Here is a 22,650-nt window from a genome sequence, read left to right as displayed (position 1 = left end):
CAAAGTAAGGTTTTTTGAGGCACTTAATATACAGTTTTTACCTTCTAAAGTGTAAGGAATTTTAATGATTATCAATAAACTAAACGCGAGTTTACTGTTTGTAGCCGGTTTGAATTTGCTCGCTGGCTGCAGCTCTGATGCACGCTTTCATGAAATACAATCTGCACGTCTTGATGAGTGTAACTACAAAGCAGACAAAGAATATTACGAATGCCTTAAACTACAAGAGGCTAATTTTGAAGAGTTTAAAAAACAACGAGCCGAAAACACTCAGTAACGCTTATTCAATCACTCTTATTAAATAACGGCTATTAAGCGTTATTACTATTTAATTTCAAATACTAATAAATTAAGAGGCTATGGCTAAAAGATTATGACAAAAACTCAAAAACAGCGTGATAAGCAAATACGCCAAGTACTGACAATTGCCTGTGAAAATATAAAACAAACCGATTTTGGCTTTGCTTATTTAACACATACCGTTGATTTAAATAACGAAGCTAACACCTTAAAAGTCCAATGCTATTTTAACGATGACCTAGCGTATCAAAAAAGCGAGTTACATTTTGACGCGCTTAAAAATGAGATCACACAACAGCTTGCAACAATTGGTTTGGCTATTAAAGCAGCGAACATTTCGTTTTTAGTCGATTAACCTTTGTTAGGTTGGTTTGTGTATGCTTGAAGGCTATAATTGGCCAAATTATTTTTTAGAGTATAAATTATGGCTGTTCCTACTCGTTCGCAAATCTCCCCTGGTACAAAAGTAAATATCGTATTAAAAGAAGATCAACGCAGTGGCACATTAACGCAAGGTGTGGTTGAGCGTTTATTAACAAATTCACCAAACCACCCTCATGGTATTAAAGTACGTTTAGACGATGGCCAAGTAGGCCGAGTGAAAGAGATCTTATAATGAGCACTTTAACAGAACAGGCTTTTTGGGATTTAGTAACCGCCCCCGATTTAGGGCTCGATCCGCAAAATGTGAGTGATAACTTAAAGCTTAAACTGCACGATTTAACCGATCAGCAGTTAATTGAGTTTGATAAATTCTTTGGTATTTGTATGCGTAAATGCTACACCTGGGATTTATTTGGCGCAGCATTTGTAATGGCCGGTTGTAACGACGAATATGGTTTTAGTGAGTTTAGATGCTGGTTAATATCGCGCGGTGCAGACGTGTTCGAAAACGCTTTACTAAACCCTGATTCAATTGCCGCCTGTACGCCTGTGTATCATGTTAACGAGCAGCCTTATCCGTACATTGATGAATACGACTTAATTGCTGGTTTACTTTACGAGGAGCGTAACGATGACGAACTGCCATTTATTCCCTCAGGAAGTGACGAGCCAAGAGGCAAACGCTTTAAAGACAAAGCTAAGTTTTTAAAGCAAAGCTATCCGCTGTTATTTGCTAAGTACTGGCAGTAATATTTTCACGCCCTAATCGTTTTATTTTTTACTGCGTATAAAGACGCTTAGGGTGTGTAGCGCCTTTTTAAAGCAACACGACTTCTCTCCTTTTAAAGTAAATCTCTGTTATAGTTATAAAAGTTATAAAAATTAAGCAACCAAGCATTTCGCTATTATTTAACCCACTAATTCGAGGATACAACCACTTAATGAAATACTTAACACTTGCTTTATTAGCTATTGCTTTTACCAGCGCTCATGCAGTTGCAACCCCAAGTAATAAAAGCCGTTTTATTCCGCTTTTAAAAACAAAACTGGGTGCCTATGAGGTGGTGTCGGCTAATTCAGCGTTATGCGTTAATAGCCAATTGAGTTTAGTTAATCCAGATAATGAAGATGCCGGTTTTACTTTAGGTGAGCAAATTATTTTTGACTCATTACATAACGGAACACAAACGGTTAAAAAGCCCGATTTTTGTTTTGTTACTAGCTCATTAAAATACAAAAGCGACGGCATTGAAAACGGCTTAAGAATGAGTCGCTGCGAAAATCCAGCTAACGAAAAAATAATTAGCCAAAGCATTTACTTTTTAGCTAACGACACACTTAAATATACTTTAAGCCAGCCAAGCGTTGCATGCACTTTTAAAAAAGTGCCCGACAGTCAGTAACGCATAGGTAAGCTGTACTTACTCACAATATATTTTGGGTATATCACGCCAGCGCGTGGTGTACTGCGGGGATAAAAAATTCCTGTTCATATGCCAACCTTCATTTAATTTACTGCTTGCTAAACTTAGCATTCCTTTACCATAGCGTTTATTTATTTCATCAAGACAATTCATTAATGGTGGATTGTCGGTGCGTTCATTAAATAAATCGTCTTGTTGAAATTGCTGCGCAATAAGTTCTAAAGCACCTACACCACATTTATAATAGCGAATACCCGGCTGGTATATTTGCTCAAACACTTGAGATACAGCACTAGCCATTACGCAGGTGTCGTTAGTGGGGCTGGCAAATGTATACATATACGACTTTTTATAAAAAACGTTTTCGTGAGACGAGCTCGCCGCAAAAATATAAAGTTGTTTGGTAAGCGATTTTTGCTTTCTTAATTTACTAGCAACCACAGTAACGTGATTAATTAACGCGGTTTTAAGTGCCGTTGGCTCGTATATACGCTCACCAAAGCTTCGGGTCGAAAATATCTCGCGCTTATCTTGGCGTACGTCGTCCCAATTTAAGCAAGGTATGCCATTAAGCTCATTTACAGTGCGCTCTACCACCACACTAAATGCACGGCGCATACTGTTAGGGTTTTGCTGCGCTAATTGCCATGCAGTGTGTATGTTCATTACTTTTAATTTTTTGGCTAAACGCTTACCAATACCCCATATATCTTGGCAACTCATTCTTTGTAAAATAGCTTTACGGCTTGCTTCGCAGTTAATAACAGCAACGCCATTAAATCCGGATAATTTTTTAGCGGCATGGTTTGCCGCTTTTGCTAAAGTAGCCGTAGAGCCAAAGCCAACACCAACGGGGAGCTTAGTTTCGCGCCATACGGTGCGCCTAATAGTGTGCCCGTATGCAAACCAGTCATTAATAATAGGGGTGTAACCGTTAAAGTGTAAAAATGATTCGTCGATACTGTATACGTGTTGCACGTCGCAAAAGCGGCCAATAACGTTCATCATTTTGTCGCTTAAATCTGCATATAATTCATAATTACTAGAGCGAATTACTACGTTATTTTGCGCAAGTAACTGCTTAACTTTAAAGTAAGGCACAAATTTAGGAATGTTTAAACGCCGAGCAATGGGGCACACCGCGCATATGCAACCGTCGTTATTGGTAAGCACTACCACAGGTTTTGAGCGAATAACCGGGTCGAATACTTTTTCGGCACTGGCATAAAAAGCCACTGCGTCTACTAGGGCATACATAGCTGTAACTCAGGGCTTTGGCGATGCAGACGAATTGAGCGTGTAACTACGCCCTCAAGCTGAAACTCATCGCAGGATGTTAGTTGTACTGGTTTATACAAAGGTGATGCCGAGAGCAGCCGGGCATTGGTTTTATCAAGTAGCTTACACACAAATAAGCCATTTAAATTAGCAACTATAACGTCGCCATTTTTAGCCTGTTCTGCGCGGTCTACTATTAGCAAGTCGCCTTCAAAAATACCCACATCTTGCATTGAACTGCCAGAGGCAACGCCAATAAAAGTGGCGTCGGGGTGCTTTATTAATAGCTCATCAAGCGATACACCAAGCTCGCTATATGGCGCAGCAGGCGATTCAAACCCGCACACACCCGCTTCTATATAAATGGGAATAACAAACATAAAGATCAACCAAAACGCATACACTGTACAAGTATACAGTATATGCGTTTTGTTTTACTTTTGCCAAGTAATGAATGAAAGATCACTGCATGTTTTTGATCATTGTTTGTGCGGTATTTAAGAAGTCGTTGATTTGCGTCGAGTTTAAATTTTTACACATTTGCTCGTTAACCTGGCGCTCGGCACTTAGTAATTTGTTAAAAAGCGCAGTGCCAGAGGCAGTAAAAGAAACAATAAAACAGCGTTTATCGTGCTCACTGGCACATTTGTTGATTAAATTTAACGCTAAAAGTTCTTTAATTAAACGGGCAATTTGTGCTTTGTCGCGTTGAGTTTGGGTCACAATATCGTTAGCAGTACACTGCGGCGTTGCTGCAATAATATGCAAGCAACGTACATGCATAGCGTTTAAACCAAGGTCGTTTGCATTAATCGCATCACGCGTTGTTACGCGGTAGCTTTGCATTAGCATAAAGAGTGTATTAGGCAGAGATGATTTCATAGTAGTTACCAAGTAGTTGACAATGTCAATTAAATTGTTATAGTTGATTTTATCAACCAATGGGGCGTTGTGCAATTAAACAATGAATTAATCGTATGAGGAGACAAAAATGACGAGAAGAGTACGTCGTGCAACTGTGATCAGCACAGCAGATATAGCCCCGCATTTAAGACGTTTGGTGGTTGGATCTGATGAGTTTTATGATTTTCCAGCGGATCAACTCGGTGCTTATGTAAAAGTATTACTGCCGCATTATGGTAAAGATGAGGTCGAAATTGACCTTAAAGCCACTAATCCTGCACCTAAACGCTCATATACGATTAGAGCGATAGATAATATTAACCATACAATTACCCTTGATTTTGTGGTTAATCAACATAAGGGTATAGCAACTAATTGGGCTAAACAGGCCAAACCTGGCGATAAGTTAGCTATTGCAGGACCGGGTCCTAAAAAGTTAACTGATTTTAGTCAGTCTCAGTATTTAATGATTGCTGACTTAACCTCTGTGAACGCAATTAATGGGTATTTGCAGCAACTACCGGCAAGTGCCGCTGTTGATGTGATCATCCATGTTGCTGACTCACAAGATATCATCACACTAGATACCATAGAGGCACATACTAAGCACCGTATTAAGTGGCTGGTTACAACCAAGCCACAAATAGCGTTAGTGGAACAAGTCACTAATTATTTAAATCAGTACACTGACACGCCATTAATTTTTATGGGGCTTGAAGGTTCACTGGTGCGCACAATCCAAAGTATTGCAAAAGAGCAGTTTGCTGTGCCGAGTGCAAAAATAGTGTGTTCTGCGTATTGGAAGCGTGGCATTGATGCGGATGGTAAACCAGCGCCTTAGTGATAACGCTAATAAGTTGCGATGACTACCGTGATGAATTCGAGTGCATACCCATGAGAGGAAGTATACTTAAACAAAATAAGCGTCTCACAGCATTTATTTTAAATAAGTATACTTAGGTATGCACTCAGGTTTGGTTATCGAGCGTTAAAGAGTGTTATAACTTAAACGGCTCGCTTGTAAATTTATGGTTTTGTGTTTCTTTTTGAAGCTCTTTTTGCAGCTCTGCAAGCACTTTAGTTGGCTGCCAGTTACCTTTAAACACCCATTGCTCTAATGAGGGTTCTGTAAACTGTGTGTGTTGAGCTTGGGTTATATTGGTTGCTAGCCAAGGAAACTTGATTGGGCTCTGGTTGGCATAAAAGTAATAACGGGCGCCATAATAGTTGTTACGATTACGTGAAACATCGTCATAGGTTTTCTTAAAAATAGCCTTATCAGCCATACGCTCAGAAAACTGATTGTTGAATAAATAAAACTGCGCATCATAGTGATGACGACCAAGCCAAAAATTTTCTACACCGTCAAATGTACTGCTTGCGACCACTAGTTTTTGTTCCGAGTCCAGTTCACCGTCATGCCACAAGGTTGCTGTTTGTTTCAGGTTGAAAAACGTTGAGTGCTCGATAAGCGCTGTACCACGAGGGCAAACCATATCTGTTGCCCCAGTGAATGAGCAATAAGAGTGGTAATAAAGGCCATTTTCTTTATTCCATAAGCTTAACGTATCAGCACCATCGGCGGTAATATCACATTGATGCAATATGATCCGTGTGGCGTTTTCAAAACCGCGAATAGCAAACTGATGATCATGAGTGTTATGTAAGCGACCATAATTATTGGTAACACTCAGATTAACAATATTAATATCGCTACCTGCTATATTGATCACTGCCGCGCCCCAATCACTGTCGTGATTTTCACGCCAGTTGTTACGCAGCTGCGCATATTCGATACGGGTATCGCTAAGCGAACTGCCAACTAAGCTGAGGTTATTACGGGTGATGTACAGTTTTTCTTGGTATAACCCTGGAGCAATCAAGATAATTACAGATTTAAGTTGGCTGCTGGCATCAATAGCACTTTGAATTGTTTTAAACGCTGTTGGCTGTTTTTTATCTACATACAAGATGCTGCTTGATTCAGTGCCAATGGGTAGCGTTGCCGCTATTGCTGCTGTCACTAAGTGAGCGCAGGCAATCATTAAACTAAGATACACAATAAACTGTTTTCTCATCGTCAAAGCTAACCCTTTATTGTCTGTTTGATTGTTGCAGTGTCAATTTCGACAATAGCCCCACGCTTTTGGATCACTTGGGCAGCCAGTAAATTACCCGCTTGCGCACATTGTGCTATGGGCTTATCTGTGAGCCACTGCGCTAAAAAACCAGCATTAAATGAATCACCCGCAGCAGTGGTATCAACGACGTTTGCTATTTTTACAGTGCTAAACAGCTCAACTGAAATAGAGTTATCTGGGTGTTTTTTACTGTACTGACAACCATCTTTCCCGAGTTTTACAATGACTTCATGAGCGCCTTGTTGGTGCAAACGTTCGGTACATTGTGCAACACTGCTGTCTCCCCATAATTGTGCTTCGTCATCAAAGGTCACTAATGCTAAATCTGCCAGCGCATAGGCTTTATTATTAGCAAGGTGGCAGTGCATTTTGCTTGTCCATAGTGATGGGCGGTAGTTGCTGTCATAAATAATCATGATCCCTTGCTGTTTTAGCTGTGCTAGATGGCTGAGCAAGGTATGGCAATCTTGCTCAGGTAAAATTGCTAATGAGATCCCTGATAAATAAATAGCGTCAACTTCAGAAAGGTTAGTAAGTACTTTAGTAAAGTCAGCATGTTGCACTAAGTATTTAGCCGCTGAGTCACTGCGCCAATACTGAAAAGTTCGCTCGCCAGAAGCATCATTTTGGATCATATACAAACCCGGTTGTTTGTTATGACTGAGCAGCACATTATCGGTATTAATATGATGAGCTTGCCATTTATCGATTAATGCGCGGCTTAATGGATCAGTGCCCATAGCACTGACGTAATTGACATTTACCTCATTGGCTGCGAGTTTTTTTAAGTAAATGGCGGTATTCATGCTATCGCCGCCATAATTTTGTTGCATAGCAGTAAATGGTTGGCCGCTTAGCTCAACCATACACTCGCCAATAATTGCGATGGACTTAGGGGTCATTTATAAGGTCACTCCTTTTTTCCAAATCGCGACTTCACGAATATCGTTTATTTCATTGCAAGTTGGTTTACCGTTAACAATATCAACTAATAACTGCACGAATTCGCCGTGCACTTGTTCCATTGTGACATCGTTAATTAATACACCTGCATCAAAGTCAATCCAGCGCTTTTTCTTATTAGCAAGCTCTGAATTAGTGGCAATTTTTAACGTTGGCACAAAGCCACCATAAGGCGTACCGCGGCCAGTGGTAAATAACACCATATGACAACCAGCCGCACCGAGCGCGCTGGTGGCGATAGGGTCGTTACCTGGCGCATCCAAGAGGTTTAACCCTGGCACTTGTAAGCGCTCGCCATAATGTAATACCGCTTGTACTTTGCTGGTGCCAGCTTTTTGCGTACAACCCAATGATTTATCTTCTAAGGTGGTGATACCGCCTTTTTTATTGCCCGGTGATGGGTTTTCATAAATAGGTTGATTATGCGCTTTGTAATAACCTTTAAAGTTATTCACCATGCTAACTAATTTATTAAAGGTCTCTTCGTCTTTACAACGCGACATTAATAGGGTTTCAGCACCAAACATTTCAGGTACTTCGGTCAGTACTGTGGTACCACCTTGGGCAATTAAATAATCAGAAAAATAACCTAACATGGGGTTAGCAGTGATCCCCGATAGGCCATCACTACCACCACATTCAAGGCCAAATTTCACCTCTGATAATGTGCCTGGTTGGCGTTTATCTTGTTTTACTTGCGCATAAATTTGTTCAAGTAAAGCCACGCCTTCTTCAATTTCATCGTCAGCTTGTTGGGTGATCAAAAATTTAATTCGGCTGTCATCGTAATCACCTAAACCATCACGAAAGGCAGGTAATTGGTTGTTTTCACAGCCTAAGCCAACGACTAAAGCACCACCTGCATTAGGGTGCAGTGCCATGTTTTGTAGCAGTATCCGTGTTGTGTCTAAATCATCGCCTAGCTGAGAGCAGCCAAATTGGTGAGGGAAAGCATAAATGCCATCTATCTCTAACTGCGGGTTACGTTGTTTAAACTCTTTGATCATTTGATTGATCATGCCATTAACGCAGCCTACTGTAGGGATCAACCAAATTTCATTACGAATACCGACTTCGCCATTTTGACGACGGTAAATATTAACAGCAGGTGAGGGCGTTGCTTCACTTTGCTCAATAAACTCAGGAATATATTGATAATCTAACTCATCATTAAGCGTGGTTTTAACGCAGTGGGTATGCACCCAACCGCCTTTTTGTATATTCTCTAGAGCAAAGCCTATCGGCGCACCGTATTTAATAACGTTGTCTTGTTTATTAATATCACGTAGCGCTACTTTATGGCCTTTATCGATGTTCTCATTGACTAAGAGCTCTTCGTTATCAACGGGCAGTATTTCACCGGCACTGATATTGCGCATTGCAATAGCAACATCATCGGTTGGATGTAATTTTATTAGTGCTTTCATGTTATTGGCCTAATTCTTTAGTAAGCGTAGCGGCAACACCGTCGGTGAGCATAGTACGTAGGTGAGTTGTAACGGTGGCAGTTAATTCAGGAAGTTCATTTAAATCACTTTCCCAATGCCATTTTGCACCTAACACTTGTTCTACAAGGGCTGTTAATGACAATGCATTGTTATCAAAGTCATGCCAAAGGGTATTAAATAATTCTAACCATTGTGGTGCGTCACTCAATTCAATCGGTTGGTCATTACGTAGGCCTTTATACATTAAAATTTGCCCTGCAATAGCCAATGCCATCATATTTGGCACCGCGTTATTAGTTGCTACATAACTGTGTAACTGCGGCAAAATACGAGTTTTAAACTTAGTCATACTGTTAAGCGAAATAGACAGTAATAAATGGCAAATATACGGATTTCTAAAACGGTTTAGTACATCATTGGCAAAGCGCTTTAATTCATCTTCCGGTAAATCAAGAGTAGGAATAATCTCTGCAAAAATTAACTGGGTTAAGTATTTTTCAAACAAAGGATCAGCCAGCGCCTCGCCCACTGAATCGATGTTTGCCATATAAGCCAGCGGCACTAGCGCGGTATGAGCACCATTTAAAATACCCACTTTTTGTTGTTTATAGGGTGAAATATCATCAACAATTTTTATATTTAGGTCACTGTCTTGTAGGCAGAGTAATTCTGCTAGATGCTGTGGGCCTTGAATAACAAATAAATGGAAGTACTCAGCAGTCACCATAAAGTTATCTAAGTAACCGAGTGACTCTTGCAGTTGTTGATGCTCATCACGTGGAAATCCCGTGACAATGCGGTCAACTAAGCTTGAACAAAAGTGGTTAGCCTCACTAAGCCAGTTTGAAAACGCCTCCGGTAGTTGCCAAAGCTGACAGTATTGAAATACGATTTCTTTAAGTTTCTCGCCGTTATAGTCAATTAGCTCGCAAGGGATGATCACCATGCCGCTGTCTGTTGAGCCATTAAAATAATTAAAGCGATGAAACAACCATTGGGTTAATTTAGCTGGAAATGCTTTAGCAGGTGCGTCATTGAGTTTATCTGTATCAATGTACTCAATACCGGCTTCCGTGGTATTTGAAAAAATAATTTTCAGATCAGGATTTTCTGCCAACGCCATATAGCGAGGGAAGTCTTTATAAACTGGAATTTCTTCATTGATTGAGCTGATGATACGGTGATCTGCTACGGTTTCACCTTGCTCATTTAAGCCGCGAATAATGGTGGTATACAAGCCATCTTGAACATTAAGTAAAGGAATTGCGTCGTAATCGATAGGACGAATAACTGCAACACCGGCATTTAGATCACTTGTTTCATTGAGTTTATCAATTTGCCAATCGATAAATGCACGCAAGAAATTTCCTTCACCGTATTGCATTATTTTTGTTGGGTATTTGTTTTTATTAAAGTTTTTTCTATTTAGTGCTTGCATAATATGAACCTATAAACGTGATATGGGCTGATTGATTTTTACATCTTAGCTAAATTTGCCACCGGTGGCAAATAATATTTGACAAATTGCCACCGGTAGCGAAGAATGGGTGTTAACAAGTTTGGTTAATTCGATTTACATTGAATTAGTAATTAAGCAATAAATAAATTTACAGGAACTTAAAATGACAGCCACTTTATTTGATCTTACTTCAAAAACAGCGTTGGTGACCGGTGCAAGCCGTGGACTAGGGCAACAAATCGCAGTGGGCTTAGCTGCTGCTGGCGCCAAGGTTATTTGCAGTAGTAGTAAAGAGCACGGCTGCCAAGCAACGTGTCAAATGATCAAAGAGCGCGGTGGTGAGGCGTATGATTATGCAGCTGATTTAAGTAATGCGGATTCAGTGAATGCCTTAGCAGCTACAGCCTTAGCTAATCATGGCGGTATTGATATTTTGGTTAATGTTGGCGGCACAATATTTCGCAGCCCTGCGGTAGATTATCCGTATGATCAATGGCAGAACGTGATGAAAGTAAATCTCGACGCTAGCTTTTTATTAGCACAAGCGGTTGCACCTAATATGATCAAACAAGGCTTTGGCAAAATAGTTAATATTGCTTCAATGCTTTCATACAGCGGCGGTATGACAGTGCCGGCTTATACAGCAAGCAAACATGCAGTGGCGGGTTTAACTAAAGCATTAGCAAATGAGTGGGCTCAGCACAATATTCAAGTTAATGCTATTGCCCCTGGTTATTTTAGAACCGATAACACCCAAGCCTTACAAGATGATGCCACCCGTAATAGCGAAATTGAAAAACGCATTCCTGCAGGGCGTTGGGGTGAAGCAGAAGACTTAATTGGTTCAGCCATCTTTTTATCATCAACAGCCAGTGACTATGTCAATGGCCATATTCTTGCTGTTGATGGTGGCTGGTTAGCACGATAATTTTTAATTTTAGGTAGCAAGTTATGAGTACAGAAATAGAGTCACGTTACGCTGTCGGGCCAAATGAAGTTAAAGGCTATGACACACAACAATTAAGAGATGAGTTTTTGGTCGAGAAACTCATGCAAGAGAATAAAGTTTATTGGCTATACACTCATTATGAGCGGTTTATGGTCGGCAGCGCAGTACCAACAAGTACGCCTCTGACACTAGAGACGGTAGATAATTTAAAAGCCGCAAACTTTTTAGCTGGCCGTGAACTTGGGGTCATTAATGTCGGTGGCAGTGGCACTGTAACTGCCGATGGCCAACAGTTTGAGCTTGGCTATAAAGATGCCTTGTATTTAGGTAAAGATACCAATGATGTGGTATTTAAAAGTGATGACAGTAATCATCCAGCGAAATTTTACCTTAATTCTGCACCAGCTCATCACAAATACCCAAACAAGTTAGTAACTCGCGATGATGCCAATGTATTGCATTTAGGTGCGCTTGAAACCTCCAATGAGCGCGATATTAATCAAATGCTGATCAATACCGTGGTGCAAACATGCCAATTGCAAATGGGCTTAACCGAGTTAAAGCCGGGGAGTGTCTGGAATACCATGCCTGCTCATCAGCATGATCGTCGTAACGAAGTGTATTTTTACTTTGAACTTCCGAAGCAGCAAGCTGTGTGTCACTTTATGGGCGAACCGAGTGAAACTCGCCACCTCTGGGTACATAACGAGCAAGCCGTGGTGTCGCCGCCATGGTCAATTCACTCTGGTGCTGGCACACAAAACTATAGCTTTATCTGGGGTATGGCAGGTGAAAACCTTGACTACGACGATATGGATAAATATCAACCGAGCGAGCTGAGATAATCAGCTCATTTGAGATCAAATAGCGATAAGAAGAAATAATAATGAATAGAAATCTTCTCATAAAGATAATGCTGGTTTTTTCGTTATTTTTGCTTAGTAGCTGTAGCGATGATAAAAAAACGCTGCGACTGACCATGGCGCATACACTCGATACTCGCCATGTGGTGCATCAAGCAATGGAATATATGGCCGAACGTTTGGCGTTTTATTCAAATGGCACAATGGAAATTGTTATTTATCCAGGTGGCCAACTAGGATCAGAGCGTGAACTTATTGAATTACTGCAAATAGGCAGTTTATCCATCACTAAAGTATCGGCAAGTCCACTCGAGGGCTTTGTACCAGAGATGAAAGTATTTGGTATCCCGTATTTGTTTCGTGATAGCGAGCATTTTTGGCGGGTGTTAAAAAGTGACTTGGGCACTGAGTTACTTAATAAAGTAGCTACAGCAAGGCTCAAAGGCTTAGGTTATTACGATGCGGGCAGTCGTAGTTTTTACACTACCAATGGTGCGATTAATACCCCGGATGATTTAATCGGTAAAAAAATACGGGTATTAAATAGCCCAACAGCAGTCGCCACAGTACAAGCGTTAGGCGGCGCAGCAGCACCGATTGCATGGGGTGAATTATATGCCGCATTGCAACAAGGGGTCGTGGATGGCGCAGAGAATAATCCGCCAAGCTATTACCTATCTCGTCATTATGAAATTGCTAAATATTATTCACTGGACGAGCACACTTTCGTGCCAGACGTTATTTTAGCAAGTCTAGATGTGTGGAATTCGCTCAATAGTGAACAACAGCAGTGGTTAACCCAAGCCATGGCTGATTCTGTAGAGTATCAACGTTCACTGTGGCAAAACGCATCCGATGAAGCACTTAAAGCGGTGATTGCTGAAGGCGTAGAAGTGACTTACCCAGATAAGCAAGCGTTTCAAGATAAAGTGGCTGATTTTCATGCTTCGTTCGCTAATACAGCGGTTGCAGAGTATATTAAAAAAATAAAAAGCATGTAGAGGCACACAATGCGACAACTAAACACACACTTAAATCGCATCATCGAGCGATTACTGATTTTAGCCATGATAGCGATTGTAACCGTCGTTTGTTGGCAAGTTTTTTCACGGTTTATTTTACATGCACCCAGCTCATACACAGAAGAGTTAGCCCGCTTTATACTGATTTGGATCGGGGTGTTAGGCGCGTCCTATGCGTATCGCACCAAAGCTCATTTAGGGCTTGATCTGTTTTATCAGAAAATGATCCCATCACTTAGGTATAAATGCTCCTTTGTGATTGAAATTTGCGTGTTATTCACTGCATTGAGCATCTTGGTTTATGGTGGTAGTCGTTTAATGATGTTGAGCTTTGAGTTAGAACAAACGTCAGCAGCATTAGGTATTAACATGGGTTACGTGTATATCGTGTTACCGCTAAGTGGGGTGCTGATTGTAATAAACTGCATCGAAAACTTAGTTAATTACACTCAGCAAACATTCAAGGAGCAAGCATAATGGATTTAACTGCAATTGTATTAATCGTTTGTTTTTTTGTATTGTTATTTATCAATGTGCCTATTTCTTTGTGTATTGCGCTGTCAACTTTAGCGGCGCTGTTAATGCATATCGATTTCACACCAGCCACCACTACCATCGCCCAACAAATGGCAGGGGGTATTGATAGCTTTGCATTACTCGCCATTCCGTTTTTTATTCTATCAGGTTTGATAATGGGCCAAGGCGGCATTGCGAAACGGCTAATTGAATGTGCGATGGCGATGATCGGCTTTTTACCTGGCGGTTTAGCACTGGTGAATGTTATGTCGTGTATGTTATTTGGGGCAATTTCAGGCTCGGCCGTTGCGGCAACCTCAGCGATTGGTAGCTTTATGGTGCCTGAAATGAAAAAACATGGCTACAGTGCCAGTTTTGCGGCGGCAGTGACTGCCAGTGCAGCCACCACAGGTATGCTAATACCACCGAGTAATATTCTAATTATCTATGCAATTGCCAGCGGCGGGGTGTCGATTGCTGCTTTGTTTATTGCCGGTTACTTACCGGGGATTTTAGTCGGGCTGGCACTGATGATTGTTTGTGCAATCTACTCGATTAAAAATAATTACCCAGTAACCGCACGTTTACCATTTAAGATTGTGCTTGAAAAAATACTCGCTGCTTTACCGAGTTTATTGCTTATTTTTATTGTTATTGGCGGCATTATTGGTGGCGTATTTACGGCAACCGAAGCCGGGGCTATTGCGGTTATTTATGCGTTAGTGCTGTCGGTGTTTATTTATCGTGAAATAAACCCTGCTGAGTTACCAGCTTTGCTTTTAAAAGCATGTGAAACAACGGCCATCGTTATGTTGATTATTGCGGCATCGTCGGGCATGTCATGGTTATTGTCATACACGCACATTCCGCAACTGGTCAGTGAGTTCTTTTTAACACTCAGTGATAATCCATTATTAATTTTACTGCTGATCAACCTGATATTGATTTTGGTTGGGGCGTTTATTGATATGACACCTGCTGTGTTGATATTTACGCCGATATTTTTACCGGTAGCTGAGCAGTTTGGTATGTCACCAATTCAATTTGGTATTATGATTGTGCTTAACTTATCAATTGGCTTAGTGTCGCCGCCGGTAGGCAGTGTATTGTTTGTCAGTTGTGCGGTGGCAAAAACATCACTGCATAAAATCATCAAGCCAATGTTACCACTGTATGGCGTGATGTTTTTGGTGTTAATGCTGGTGACCTATGTGCCGGCAATTAGTGAAACGTTACCTCGCTTATTTGGGCTAATAGAGTAACATTAACTGAAATTGAAAACGGCACTAAATGGAACTAAATTAGTTCCATTTTACTTTTATAATCAGACTATTCTTATTCCTTAACCGGAACACTGTTAAGGGATTAACTATCTAGATGTACAGGTTATTTACTTTCATTGAGAGAACCGCTGACTAGAGACTTTTATGAACCTAGGGTTAGTGTTAAACTTTGATTACATCCTAAAACAGGAACTTTTATGTCAGTAACGATTAATGATGTGGCGAAATTGTCCGGTGTGTCGAAACGCACTGTATCGCGCGTGATCAACCGCTCTGGGGCAGTTGGCGAGGCTACCCGTGAGCGGGTTTTACAAATAATAAAAGAAGTTGGCTTCTCACCAGATAAACAAGCGCGTGGCTTAGCATCTAGTCGTTCTTACTTATTAGGTTTGATCTACGATAACCCCGATGCACTGTACATTGACCAAGTTCAACGTGGTGCATTAAGTGTGTGCTCCGAGTTGGGGTATGAGCTGGTTGTACATCCAAGTTACTCTAAAAGCGCTGAATTTATTGATGATTGTTTGTCATTTATCTCGCGTTCTAAACTCGATGGTGTCATTATTTTGCCACCGGTATCAGAAAATAAAGAACTTGCCGCTGCTATTCGCGATGCGGGTTGTCCTTATGTGCGTTTAGCATCCGTTGATTTAGATGATGCTGACAACATTGTTGTCTCTGATGAGCGCGCGGCGATGAAAGAAATGGCCAGCTACTTAGTTGAGCTTGGTCATAAAGACATTGGTTTTATCTCTGGTCCGCAAGTGTATCGTTCATCAATTGAGCGTTTGGCGGGCTTTTTGGCCGAGTTACAAGTGTGCAATGTGCAATTGCCCGCGCATCGTATTGTCGAAGGTAAAAACAGTTACGAAAGTGGTATTGAGTGTGCGATGAGTTTATTAAGCACCGAGCCGCGCCCAACAGCCATTGTTGCTAATAATGATGAAATGGCCGCAGGGGTGTTACGTGTTGCTAATAACCTGAATATCAAAGTACCGGATGAGCTTTCGGTTGCAGGCTTTGATGATAACATTTTGGCTTCACGGATTATTCCATCGTTAACCACCATTCGCAGGCCTGTGCAGAATATGGCGTGCTTAGCGGTGCAAAAGTTAATTAATAAAAGTCAGTCAACTCAAAGCGAACGTGTAAAGCTTGATGAAGTGATCACTCCCTATTTAGTGAAGCGTGAATCTACTAATAGATGCGTTAAATAGCATAGATAAACCCCCTTAACCTCTTGCTTGCAGAGATACAATACGCCTTACTGACAGTAGGGCGTTTACTTTTTGTAATGTCTCGGACACATTTTGAGTGGTGCAAGTCCTGCCACGTTTGACTCTAATATCAATTCAAAAACTTTAACTTTATGATGCCTTCAATCTGATGTTCATTGTTTAAAAGTTAGGACAATGAGATGGATAAAAAAATACCCTTGCTGTGCGGGGCAAGGGTATTGGTAACTATCAAATTGTTTCAAAGCAGCACTTGGCTGCTCTCATTACAATTATTGAATGGTAATTTCATCCAATGTGATAGTGGCTTCACTTTCCGTTCTGATAGTGATGAATGAAGTATCAGTGGCTACCAATCCATCGACTGTATAAGTTTGACCAGGGATGAGTTCTTCAAGTTTTACTGAATAAAACTTTGATGATCCGCTATGGATTGAATTTGCGCTGCCAGAGGTATTATTATCAACATATATCTGGAAGCTCTTGGCGGTATTACCTGTTACATCTGCCACTGTAAAGCTCACTTGATAGCTGTTACTCAAATCAAGTAAGCCCGTCGTGCTTGCATCTGCTGAGGTTGTACTTACAGTTGGTGTAGTATTCGCAATACTAATACGCGCACCGGTCATGGTTAATTGCCCTGCAGATACTTCCACAGTGCCAGTAACACGGTGGAAAAGTGGGGTACCTGAGCCTGCTACGCCAGATAAATCACGGTAACTATTGCTAAAAAATTCGTCAGTATTCGCTGCTGAGAAGTTTTCAGTAAATGGTAAACCAAGAGGCTGTTGTACTGGCGGCTCAGTTGGCGTATCAACCTCTGGAATATCCAAATTGCTTTGATCAATTTTACCAATACCTGCATGGGCAATCACATGGGCTTTAACATCCATAACTGGCGTCAAAGTATACTCATAAGGTGCTTGGTAAGAGCTGGTTGGCGTTATGCCCGAAGCTGTTACTTCTGCTGCCACATCACCATCAGCCACATCGCCCCAGCTCACGCCTTCACCTAAGTAATTACCCGAAGTATTCCAATAACCAATTACTTTTGAGTAAAATGACACTATAGGGTTTTTAGTATTTTCAAAGTAGTTATTCTCAATATGTAGCTCTGCACCCATTCGAGAGTTAACCGCGCTAGAGGTGATATTGTTATAATAGTTGTTGAAGAGATGACCTTGACCAAATCTAAATAACGGAACTCGCGATACAATGTTTTCAAACCGGTTATGGTGAAAGGTAATATGGCGATTCTTGTTGCTACTTGAGTCATCATCACTGTGACCATGTAGCGATGTTTTCCAACTATCATGAATATAGTTATACGAGATAGTGATGTTTTCAGCTCCTGATTTAGAATCGATTAAACCATCGTAATAGTCTTGATCAACATTTAACGATGAATAGAGCTCGTTATGATCGATCCAGATATTCGCGGTTGGTTTATTTTCATCACCTTCTATCGAAATACCATCTTTACCGCCGGTAAGTACTTCGTGGATTTTTAAGTTTTGAATAATGATGTTATTAGCACGGCGAATAGCAATGCCGATACCACTTAGCTCACCACGATCTGCTACACCGATGATGGAGATATTATCCATATCTTTAATTTCGATGGAAGAATTGTCACCGCCGCTGTTCGCATCAGTAATGACACCATCCACATAAATAGTCACTGGAACACCAGATGATTTTGCTTGTGCTAAAGCCGATTTAAGCGCTGTGCCATTATCGACCGTTACCACAGTGCCTCCTGCGCCACCGGTTAGGTTAAAATTATAACCAGCAAAACCCAGGTTATTATTCACCGGTGTTATTGCAACTGGCTCATCGGGTAATACTGGGATGGCAAGTGGTTCAGGTGTCCAACCTTGGCCATCGTTAAAGCTGGCAAAAATAGCGTTACGGTCAAGTAAGTTAATCACGTCGCCGTCTTGCATAATGTAACCGCCAACACGAGCACTTAAATCAAGGGCATTACCTGCTAAGTCCATGCTGCCATACTCGCGCCAGCCACTGGTAGCAGTTGCAACTTCAGGGTTTGGAGCCGGTTGATCATTCACCCCTTGCACTGCCCAACCTGAGGTTGCAATGTGAGTGTCAAACTTATTATTGATAAGCGTAATGTTATCAAAATATGTATCGCTGCCACCACTGCGTGCAATATAGGTTGAGTTATCAAGCACATCATTACCAATTGGGCCTGGGCCATGGGTAAAACTACTGTTTAAGAAGATAAACCCAGGATCAGTCGCCACTGGTACGCGTGCTTGTAATACATAACCTCCAGAGGTGTCTTTAGTTGGATCATTATCTTTAGAGTCACCAATAGTGCGAATTTCGCTATTTTCAAATAACGCAGTAACTGGATAGCCCCAAATAAAGTCAACATTACCAGCGACTAAGCTGTTATAGAACCAGCTATAACCTTTCAGTAATAGGGTATCTTGTTCGCTGATAAAGCTGGCATTATTAGCCACTAAACGACCATTACTATTAAAGTAAATCGTTTCAGCTTGGTTTGAATCAACCTTGTTACGCAAGTGAGTATTTTTTAATGTTAGGTTGTTGAGGGTCAACATATCGGCACCTTCAACTAAAAATACACCACGACCGCCACCCGGTGTGCCAGAACCTACAGGCGCACTGCCACCAGAACCACCATTAAGTGTTTCGTAGTTTTCGTACTGAATAACAGTATTGTCTTGGCTTTGCCCTTGTATGGTTACGTTATTTTTATTGCGTAAGAACAGCAACTCATTATAGATACCATCTTTTATAGAAATAGTGGTTTGTTCGTCTTTGCCAAGGCTTGCCATCGCAAAGTTGAGGGCACCTTGCACGGTTCTAAAGTCAGCAACACCATCGTCATCAACCAATAGTTGGTTGCCCGCTGGTGCATTGACTTTAGTGGTGAACGTCCATTGGCTATTATCACCTAAGCCGACAAAGTCAGTTCCGTTTAATTGTGCGCCTATTACCACATCATCACCAATGACAACACGATAGGTATGGCCATATTCAAGTACATTATTATGTGGCTTGATCGTTAAAGTATTACCTTCAAGGCTAAGCGGGAAGTAATACACAGAGCGCAGTCTATCTTGGCCTGTGTAGCCAATTACATCGACACTTTTACCCACTTTGAGGGTATCAACTAGGGTGTTGTCGTTTTGTTTATAAATACGTACTTCACCTAAACTGCCAAAGGTAGGGGCATTATCAAAAGTGATAGATAACTGAGTGTCAACAAATTGATTATCGCTAGCAATCGCTGGCATTACTTTAGTTGTTAAGTCACCGTAGACAGTAGTTGGCATTACAAAGCCTTCTGCAACAGATACTTTAATAGTACGCGTAATACTTGGATCTGAATCTGATACAAACGTGACTATTGCGTCACCTGCAGCAATCGGCGTTAGGGTGATCATATTCGCATCGATGCTTACACTTAGCACTGCATCATTACTTGACGTGACAGTGTAGGTATCAGCTGTGATGCCATCGTTTTTGATTGCTGTGACATTGATCACAAGTGGGTCCATAGTGGTACTAGTATCCCAAGCTGGCTCTTTATAATCAAGGGTTAGCTGAATTGGTTTGATGCTTGGGTCGCCCACTTTTACATCATCAATTTCAAACGATCGATTGTTCGTAAACACCCCAATCAAACCACGCGCGGTATAGCTGGTATCACTAGCCGTGCCCATTATTTCACCGTTTAAGTATACGGTTAGTTGATCATCAATCATCTCAAAGCGAGTGGTGTACCAAACGCCATCTTCTGTAGCACCTTTTTCACCGAGTAAAATGGGTGATTTTGTTTGCACTGGACGCGCAATTGAGCCTTCGCTACTCACGGCAACTTCCACTTGGGTACTGCTTGATGAGTTTTGCACATTTAAGCCACCAGCGTACCAGTTACCGGCATTTAAATAGCGTGCCATTAAGTAAATTTGCTTATTGGCCGTGGTGCTATTTTGGCGTGGACGGATTTTCGCTTCAACAAAGTAGTTACCTGTAGTCGGCACGTTAGCCATCGCTTCTTCAGTGGCTAAAATCAGCTCACCACCAGCACCACCTGCTGTGTAACGCATCATGCTATTGCCCATAATGTCGAGTACATCAAACTCACCCATTGGGGCTTCAGTGTTATCTGGCTTGGCTAAAATTTGCCAATTAGTTAAATCACCATTGGCAAAGTCATCACAAAAATACAGCTCTGGCGCATCTGCGCAGCTAAATACTGATGGATCTTTAACATACTCAACTCTGAGGTTATTGATAACCACAGTGCCACCTGTTTCAGTACGTAGCTGTAAAAATGAATTTTTAGTCGCAAGTTGACCTGGGACTGTTAAAGTTTGGCCAGCAGTAAGCGAGTTGATTAATTCATTATAAAAGCGAGAGTAATTACCATGGATTGATTTAGAGCTGCTTGATGAGTTGTTATCCACATAGATTTGGAATTTATTATCCCCTTCAGGGTCGCTCACACTGACGATATCCATCACCACTTGATACGGACGAGACAAATCTAAAGCACCACTGGTGGTGGTATCTGTTGCGGCGGTTTCAATACCTGGCGTAGTATTACCTAATGTGAAACGACCACCATCGAGCTCTAAACCGGTATCAATCACAGTGACTGAGCCACCCGTTTTGCTAAACATGGGTATTTCATCGCCGTTAGCATCAATAATTTTTTGATGATCAACAGAGAAAATATCTGCAGTGAGTGTGGTAAAGTCAGTGGTGATTGGTAATTCTACTGTTGGGATCTCACCTTCTACAGGAGGAACAATGGGTGGCTCAACCGGCGGTTCAACATCAGGAACATCTGTAGCGACAGTTTCAATGGTTAAGTTATCAATGACCATCATGGCAGCTGAATCAGTGCGTATTTGAAAGTACGAATTTTTAATATCTGGGTTTAAAATACCGCGGGCATCGACATGAGTCAGATCTGGGCCAGTATTTATATCTTCGCCTGGAATGTAGGTATATGAAAACCGTTGACCTGCAGGGGTGTTGGTTTCGTTTATGTCTTTACCATAAAACTTTGAAGCACCGCCATGCACTGAATTACTTTGGCTGGCGGTATTATTATCAACATACAACGAAAGGCCACCGGCTCCATTGTGAGAAATAACATCAAAGCTGATGGTAAATCCTTCGCTTAAATTATAAATCCCCACACCTGAGGTATCAGCCGCTGTTGATTCTTTACCAGGCAGGGTATTACCGATGGTAATACGGTCGCCTTCGAGAATTAGTTGGCCTGCAATGTCGTCAATTTCTGCGCTACCACCGCTTTTAAAATACAATGGGCCGCTGCCTTGCTCATCAGATAAGCTTTTATAGCTTGATGAGAAAAACGTTTCAGTGTCAGTATCAAATTCTTCAATTAGGGCTAAGCCTGCTTGCTCTGCGAGATCGTTAAGCTTTATGAGCTCTTCTTGCGCTTGCTGCTCGGAGAACACTAAAATATTGTTTTTAGCATCATCATTACTATCACAAGTAAGCACCAGTGTTGCCAATTCTGCCGGATCGCTGGTGGCACAAACGCTGTAAGTATTATTAACCGTATTGTGGGAGCGAGAAATAATATACTCAGTGGTAGCAGACTCACCTTCACCAGATGTTAATGCAAGTACACGATTACCGAATAAAAATGTATAACTACCGGTTGTAGTCTCACTGCCATCTACAACATGACTAAAAATACCTGCAAGGTTTGCTTCATCGTCTGGTGTTAACACTAACTGTGCAATGCTTGCTTCACTGCCTTGTACTAGTGGGTTGTAAATGGTGCCGGTAAAATCAGCAGTATTAAATGCTAAAGGCTGAGTGCTGTTGTATTGCTTAAAAATAAAATCGACAAAGTGCACAATAGCTTGATCAGCTGGAATTAAAGTACTGTTGGCTGAGCCTGCATCAGCGAGCCATGCATTAACGTTAGCCTCAAATTCATCGCTGCTGAAATAATCAGTCACTGTTTGACCTTCACTAAGCGTCATTTGAGCTGCCTGCGCAGCTTGCGCGCTAATGGTGATGCCATTACTAGGATCGCCATCAACATCGAGTGACTGCAATAAACGTAAGCTATTTATAACAGCAGGGTGAAACACGGTATCTGTTGAAAATAAAGCCAGTGGAGTAAGTACGTTGGCAGCGGAAACCGTAGGGAAGGTAAGTGCACCGATAGAGAAATCGATAGCTTCACCTCTAAAGTAATCGAACTGACCTTCAGCAGTCGTCACGCCATTGCTGACCGACGGACTATTGTAAGTTAAACCGGCAACTGGACTGTCAACAAACACCCCTTGAATAGGTGGCAGCGGTGCTTCTTTGACATTAACTGAACTTTCTTCACCGCAGCCTGCTAAGATCAAGCTGATCAGCAAACACGATGGTATTCTTATTGTATTATTCATGCATCCCTCCAAGGATGAAGCGTGTTTTATACGCGTTAA

At 41.4% G+C, this 22,650-nt stretch carries 20 protein-coding genes; 12 read left to right on the top strand and 8 right to left on the bottom strand.

The window, feature by feature from the left end:
• The first annotated feature begins 64 nt into the window (after positions 1-64).
• From CIK86_RS17300 to CIK86_RS17280, 5 genes are all read left to right on the top strand, one after another.
• Entirely contained in the window at positions 65-277 is a 213-nt protein-coding gene (locus CIK86_RS17300) for a hypothetical protein (protein ID WP_086999120.1), read from the top strand.
• A gap of 96 nt (positions 278-373) precedes the next feature.
• Entirely contained in the window at positions 374-655 is a 282-nt protein-coding gene (locus CIK86_RS17295) for a hypothetical protein (protein ID WP_011330155.1), read from the top strand.
• A gap of 69 nt (positions 656-724) precedes the next feature.
• Positions 725-916 (top strand): YwbE family protein, encoded by a 192-nt coding sequence (locus tag CIK86_RS17290; protein ID WP_086999123.1) that lies wholly within the window; start codon positions 725-727, stop codon positions 914-916.
• A complete protein-coding gene (locus CIK86_RS17285) occupies positions 916-1,434 on the top strand; it encodes a DUF4240 domain-containing protein (protein WP_086999126.1) in 519 nt (172 codons plus the stop codon). The genes CIK86_RS17290 and CIK86_RS17285 overlap by 1 nt, the downstream gene beginning before the upstream one ends.
• Before the next feature lie 191 nt (positions 1,435-1,625).
• Positions 1,626-2,087 (top strand): hypothetical protein, encoded by a 462-nt coding sequence (locus CIK86_RS17280; protein ID WP_011330158.1) that lies wholly within the window; start codon positions 1,626-1,628, stop codon positions 2,085-2,087.
• Positions 2,088-2,105: 18 nt separating this feature from the next.
• Here the strand turns inward: CIK86_RS17280 and CIK86_RS17275 are convergent, their stop codons facing one another.
• The 3 genes from CIK86_RS17275 to CIK86_RS17265 form a co-directional block, all read right to left on the bottom strand.
• Positions 2,106-3,365, bottom strand: coding sequence for a Y-family DNA polymerase (locus CIK86_RS17275; protein ID WP_086999130.1), 1,260 nt, complete (start codon positions 3,363-3,365; stop codon positions 2,106-2,108).
• Entirely contained in the window at positions 3,353-3,766 is a 414-nt protein-coding gene (gene umuD, locus CIK86_RS17270) for a translesion error-prone DNA polymerase V autoproteolytic subunit (RefSeq protein ID WP_086999133.1), read from the bottom strand. The genes CIK86_RS17275 and umuD overlap by 13 nt, the downstream gene beginning before the upstream one ends.
• A gap of 82 nt (positions 3,767-3,848) precedes the next feature.
• Positions 3,849-4,268 carry a MarR family winged helix-turn-helix transcriptional regulator gene (locus tag CIK86_RS17265; protein ID WP_086999137.1) on the bottom strand — a complete coding sequence of 140 codons (420 nt, stop codon included), beginning with the start codon at positions 4,266-4,268 and terminating at the stop codon, positions 3,849-3,851.
• 109 nt (positions 4,269-4,377) lie between these two features.
• Here CIK86_RS17265 and CIK86_RS17260 point away from each other — a divergent pair, with 109 nt between their 5' ends.
• Positions 4,378-5,130, top strand: coding sequence for a siderophore-interacting protein (locus CIK86_RS17260; protein ID WP_086999141.1), 753 nt, complete (start codon positions 4,378-4,380; stop codon positions 5,128-5,130).
• A 157-nt stretch (positions 5,131-5,287) separates the two neighbouring features.
• Here CIK86_RS17260 and CIK86_RS17255 read toward each other — a convergent pair whose 3' ends face one another.
• From CIK86_RS17255 to CIK86_RS17240, 4 genes are read right to left on the bottom strand one after another with little or no spacing between them, the layout of a single operon-like run.
• On the bottom strand, positions 5,288-6,367 hold the full coding sequence (locus CIK86_RS17255; RefSeq protein WP_254910778.1) for a pectinesterase family protein: 1,080 nt from the start codon (positions 6,365-6,367) through the stop codon (positions 5,288-5,290).
• 8 nt (positions 6,368-6,375) lie between these two features.
• Positions 6,376-7,332 carry a sugar kinase gene (locus CIK86_RS17250; RefSeq protein ID WP_086999144.1) on the bottom strand — a complete coding sequence of 319 codons (957 nt, stop codon included), beginning with the start codon at positions 7,330-7,332 and terminating at the stop codon, positions 6,376-6,378.
• Complete coding sequence (locus CIK86_RS17245) at positions 7,333-8,820, bottom strand: altronate dehydratase family protein (RefSeq protein ID WP_086999147.1); 1,488 nt, start codon at positions 8,818-8,820, stop codon at positions 7,333-7,335.
• Position 8,821: 1 nt separating this feature from the next.
• Positions 8,822-10,279, bottom strand: a complete 1,458-nt coding sequence (locus CIK86_RS17240; protein WP_086999150.1) for a tagaturonate reductase — start codon at positions 10,277-10,279, stop codon at positions 8,822-8,824.
• Positions 10,280-10,463: 184 nt separating this feature from the next.
• Between CIK86_RS17240 and CIK86_RS17235 the strand changes: the two genes are divergently transcribed.
• The 6 genes from CIK86_RS17235 to CIK86_RS17210 all read left to right on the top strand — a co-directional run bounded on the left by CIK86_RS17235 (position 10,464) and on the right by CIK86_RS17210 (position 16,150).
• Entirely contained in the window at positions 10,464-11,228 is a 765-nt protein-coding gene (locus tag CIK86_RS17235) for an SDR family oxidoreductase (RefSeq protein WP_086999153.1), read from the top strand.
• Positions 11,229-11,251: 23 nt separating this feature from the next.
• Positions 11,252-12,094, top strand: a complete 843-nt coding sequence (gene kduI / locus CIK86_RS17230) for a 5-dehydro-4-deoxy-D-glucuronate isomerase (RefSeq protein WP_086999156.1) — start codon at positions 11,252-11,254, stop codon at positions 12,092-12,094.
• A gap of 41 nt (positions 12,095-12,135) precedes the next feature.
• Positions 12,136-13,113, top strand: a complete 978-nt coding sequence (locus tag CIK86_RS17225; RefSeq protein WP_254910779.1) for a TRAP transporter substrate-binding protein — start codon at positions 12,136-12,138, stop codon at positions 13,111-13,113.
• Between the two features lie 9 nt (positions 13,114-13,122).
• Positions 13,123-13,611 (top strand): TRAP transporter small permease, encoded by a 489-nt coding sequence (locus tag CIK86_RS17220; RefSeq protein ID WP_086999162.1) that lies wholly within the window; start codon positions 13,123-13,125, stop codon positions 13,609-13,611.
• Positions 13,611-14,912 (top strand): TRAP transporter large permease, encoded by a 1,302-nt coding sequence (locus CIK86_RS17215; RefSeq protein WP_086999165.1) that lies wholly within the window; start codon positions 13,611-13,613, stop codon positions 14,910-14,912. Before CIK86_RS17220 ends, CIK86_RS17215 begins: the two co-directional genes overlap by 1 nt.
• 218 nt (positions 14,913-15,130) lie before the next feature.
• Positions 15,131-16,150 (top strand): LacI family DNA-binding transcriptional regulator, encoded by a 1,020-nt coding sequence (locus CIK86_RS17210; protein ID WP_086999168.1) that lies wholly within the window; start codon positions 15,131-15,133, stop codon positions 16,148-16,150.
• Positions 16,151-16,440: 290 nt separating this feature from the next.
• On the opposite strand, the gene CIK86_RS17205 is transcribed toward CIK86_RS17210, so the two are convergent.
• Entirely contained in the window at positions 16,441-22,611 is a 6,171-nt protein-coding gene (locus CIK86_RS17205) for a pectinesterase family protein (protein WP_086999171.1), read from the bottom strand.
• Between the last annotated feature and the right edge of the window lie 39 nt (positions 22,612-22,650).

The organism is Pseudoalteromonas sp. JB197, from assembly GCF_002332205.1.
Classification (GTDB): Bacteria; Pseudomonadota; Gammaproteobacteria; order Enterobacterales; family Alteromonadaceae; genus Pseudoalteromonas; species Pseudoalteromonas nigrifaciens.
Note: the sequence above shows the minus strand (reverse complement) of the source record. Positions and strands in the feature narration are given on the sequence as shown.

Bases quoted from the DNA above. Each gene is read 5' to 3' on its own strand.
- CIK86_RS17265 (WP_086999137.1), bottom strand. From the start codon at position 4,268: ATGAAATCATCTCTGCCTAATACACTCTTTATGCTAATGCAAAGCTAC.
- CIK86_RS17275 (WP_086999130.1), bottom strand. From the start codon at position 3,365: ATGTATGCCCTAGTAGACGCAGTGGCTTTTTATGCCAGTGCCGAAAAA.
- CIK86_RS17300 (WP_086999120.1), top strand. From the start codon at position 65: ATGATTATCAATAAACTAAACGCGAGTTTACTGTTTGTAGCCGGTTTG.
- CIK86_RS17285 (WP_086999126.1), top strand. From the start codon at position 916: ATGAGCACTTTAACAGAACAGGCTTTTTGGGATTTAGTAACCGCCCCC.
- CIK86_RS17205 (WP_086999171.1), bottom strand. From the start codon at position 22,611: ATGAATAATACAATAAGAATACCATCGTGTTTGCTGATCAGCTTGATC.
- CIK86_RS17240 (WP_086999150.1), bottom strand. From the start codon at position 10,279: ATGCAAGCACTAAATAGAAAAAACTTTAATAAAAACAAATACCCAACA.
- CIK86_RS17260 (WP_086999141.1), top strand. From the start codon at position 4,378: ATGACGAGAAGAGTACGTCGTGCAACTGTGATCAGCACAGCAGATATA.
- kduI (WP_086999156.1), top strand. From the start codon at position 11,252: ATGAGTACAGAAATAGAGTCACGTTACGCTGTCGGGCCAAATGAAGTT.
- CIK86_RS17215 (WP_086999165.1), top strand. From the start codon at position 13,611: ATGGATTTAACTGCAATTGTATTAATCGTTTGTTTTTTTGTATTGTTA.
- CIK86_RS17295 (WP_011330155.1), top strand. From the start codon at position 374: ATGACAAAAACTCAAAAACAGCGTGATAAGCAAATACGCCAAGTACTG.
- CIK86_RS17245 (WP_086999147.1), bottom strand. From the start codon at position 8,820: ATGAAAGCACTAATAAAATTACATCCAACCGATGATGTTGCTATTGCA.
- CIK86_RS17280 (WP_011330158.1), top strand. From the start codon at position 1,626: ATGAAATACTTAACACTTGCTTTATTAGCTATTGCTTTTACCAGCGCT.
- CIK86_RS17225 (WP_254910779.1), top strand. From the start codon at position 12,136: ATGAATAGAAATCTTCTCATAAAGATAATGCTGGTTTTTTCGTTATTT.
- CIK86_RS17220 (WP_086999162.1), top strand. From the start codon at position 13,123: ATGCGACAACTAAACACACACTTAAATCGCATCATCGAGCGATTACTG.
- CIK86_RS17290 (WP_086999123.1), top strand. From the start codon at position 725: ATGGCTGTTCCTACTCGTTCGCAAATCTCCCCTGGTACAAAAGTAAAT.
- umuD (WP_086999133.1), bottom strand. From the start codon at position 3,766: ATGTTTGTTATTCCCATTTATATAGAAGCGGGTGTGTGCGGGTTTGAA.
- CIK86_RS17235 (WP_086999153.1), top strand. From the start codon at position 10,464: ATGACAGCCACTTTATTTGATCTTACTTCAAAAACAGCGTTGGTGACC.
- CIK86_RS17255 (WP_254910778.1), bottom strand. From the start codon at position 6,367: ATGAGAAAACAGTTTATTGTGTATCTTAGTTTAATGATTGCCTGCGCT.
- CIK86_RS17210 (WP_086999168.1), top strand. From the start codon at position 15,131: ATGTCAGTAACGATTAATGATGTGGCGAAATTGTCCGGTGTGTCGAAA.
- CIK86_RS17250 (WP_086999144.1), bottom strand. From the start codon at position 7,332: ATGACCCCTAAGTCCATCGCAATTATTGGCGAGTGTATGGTTGAGCTA.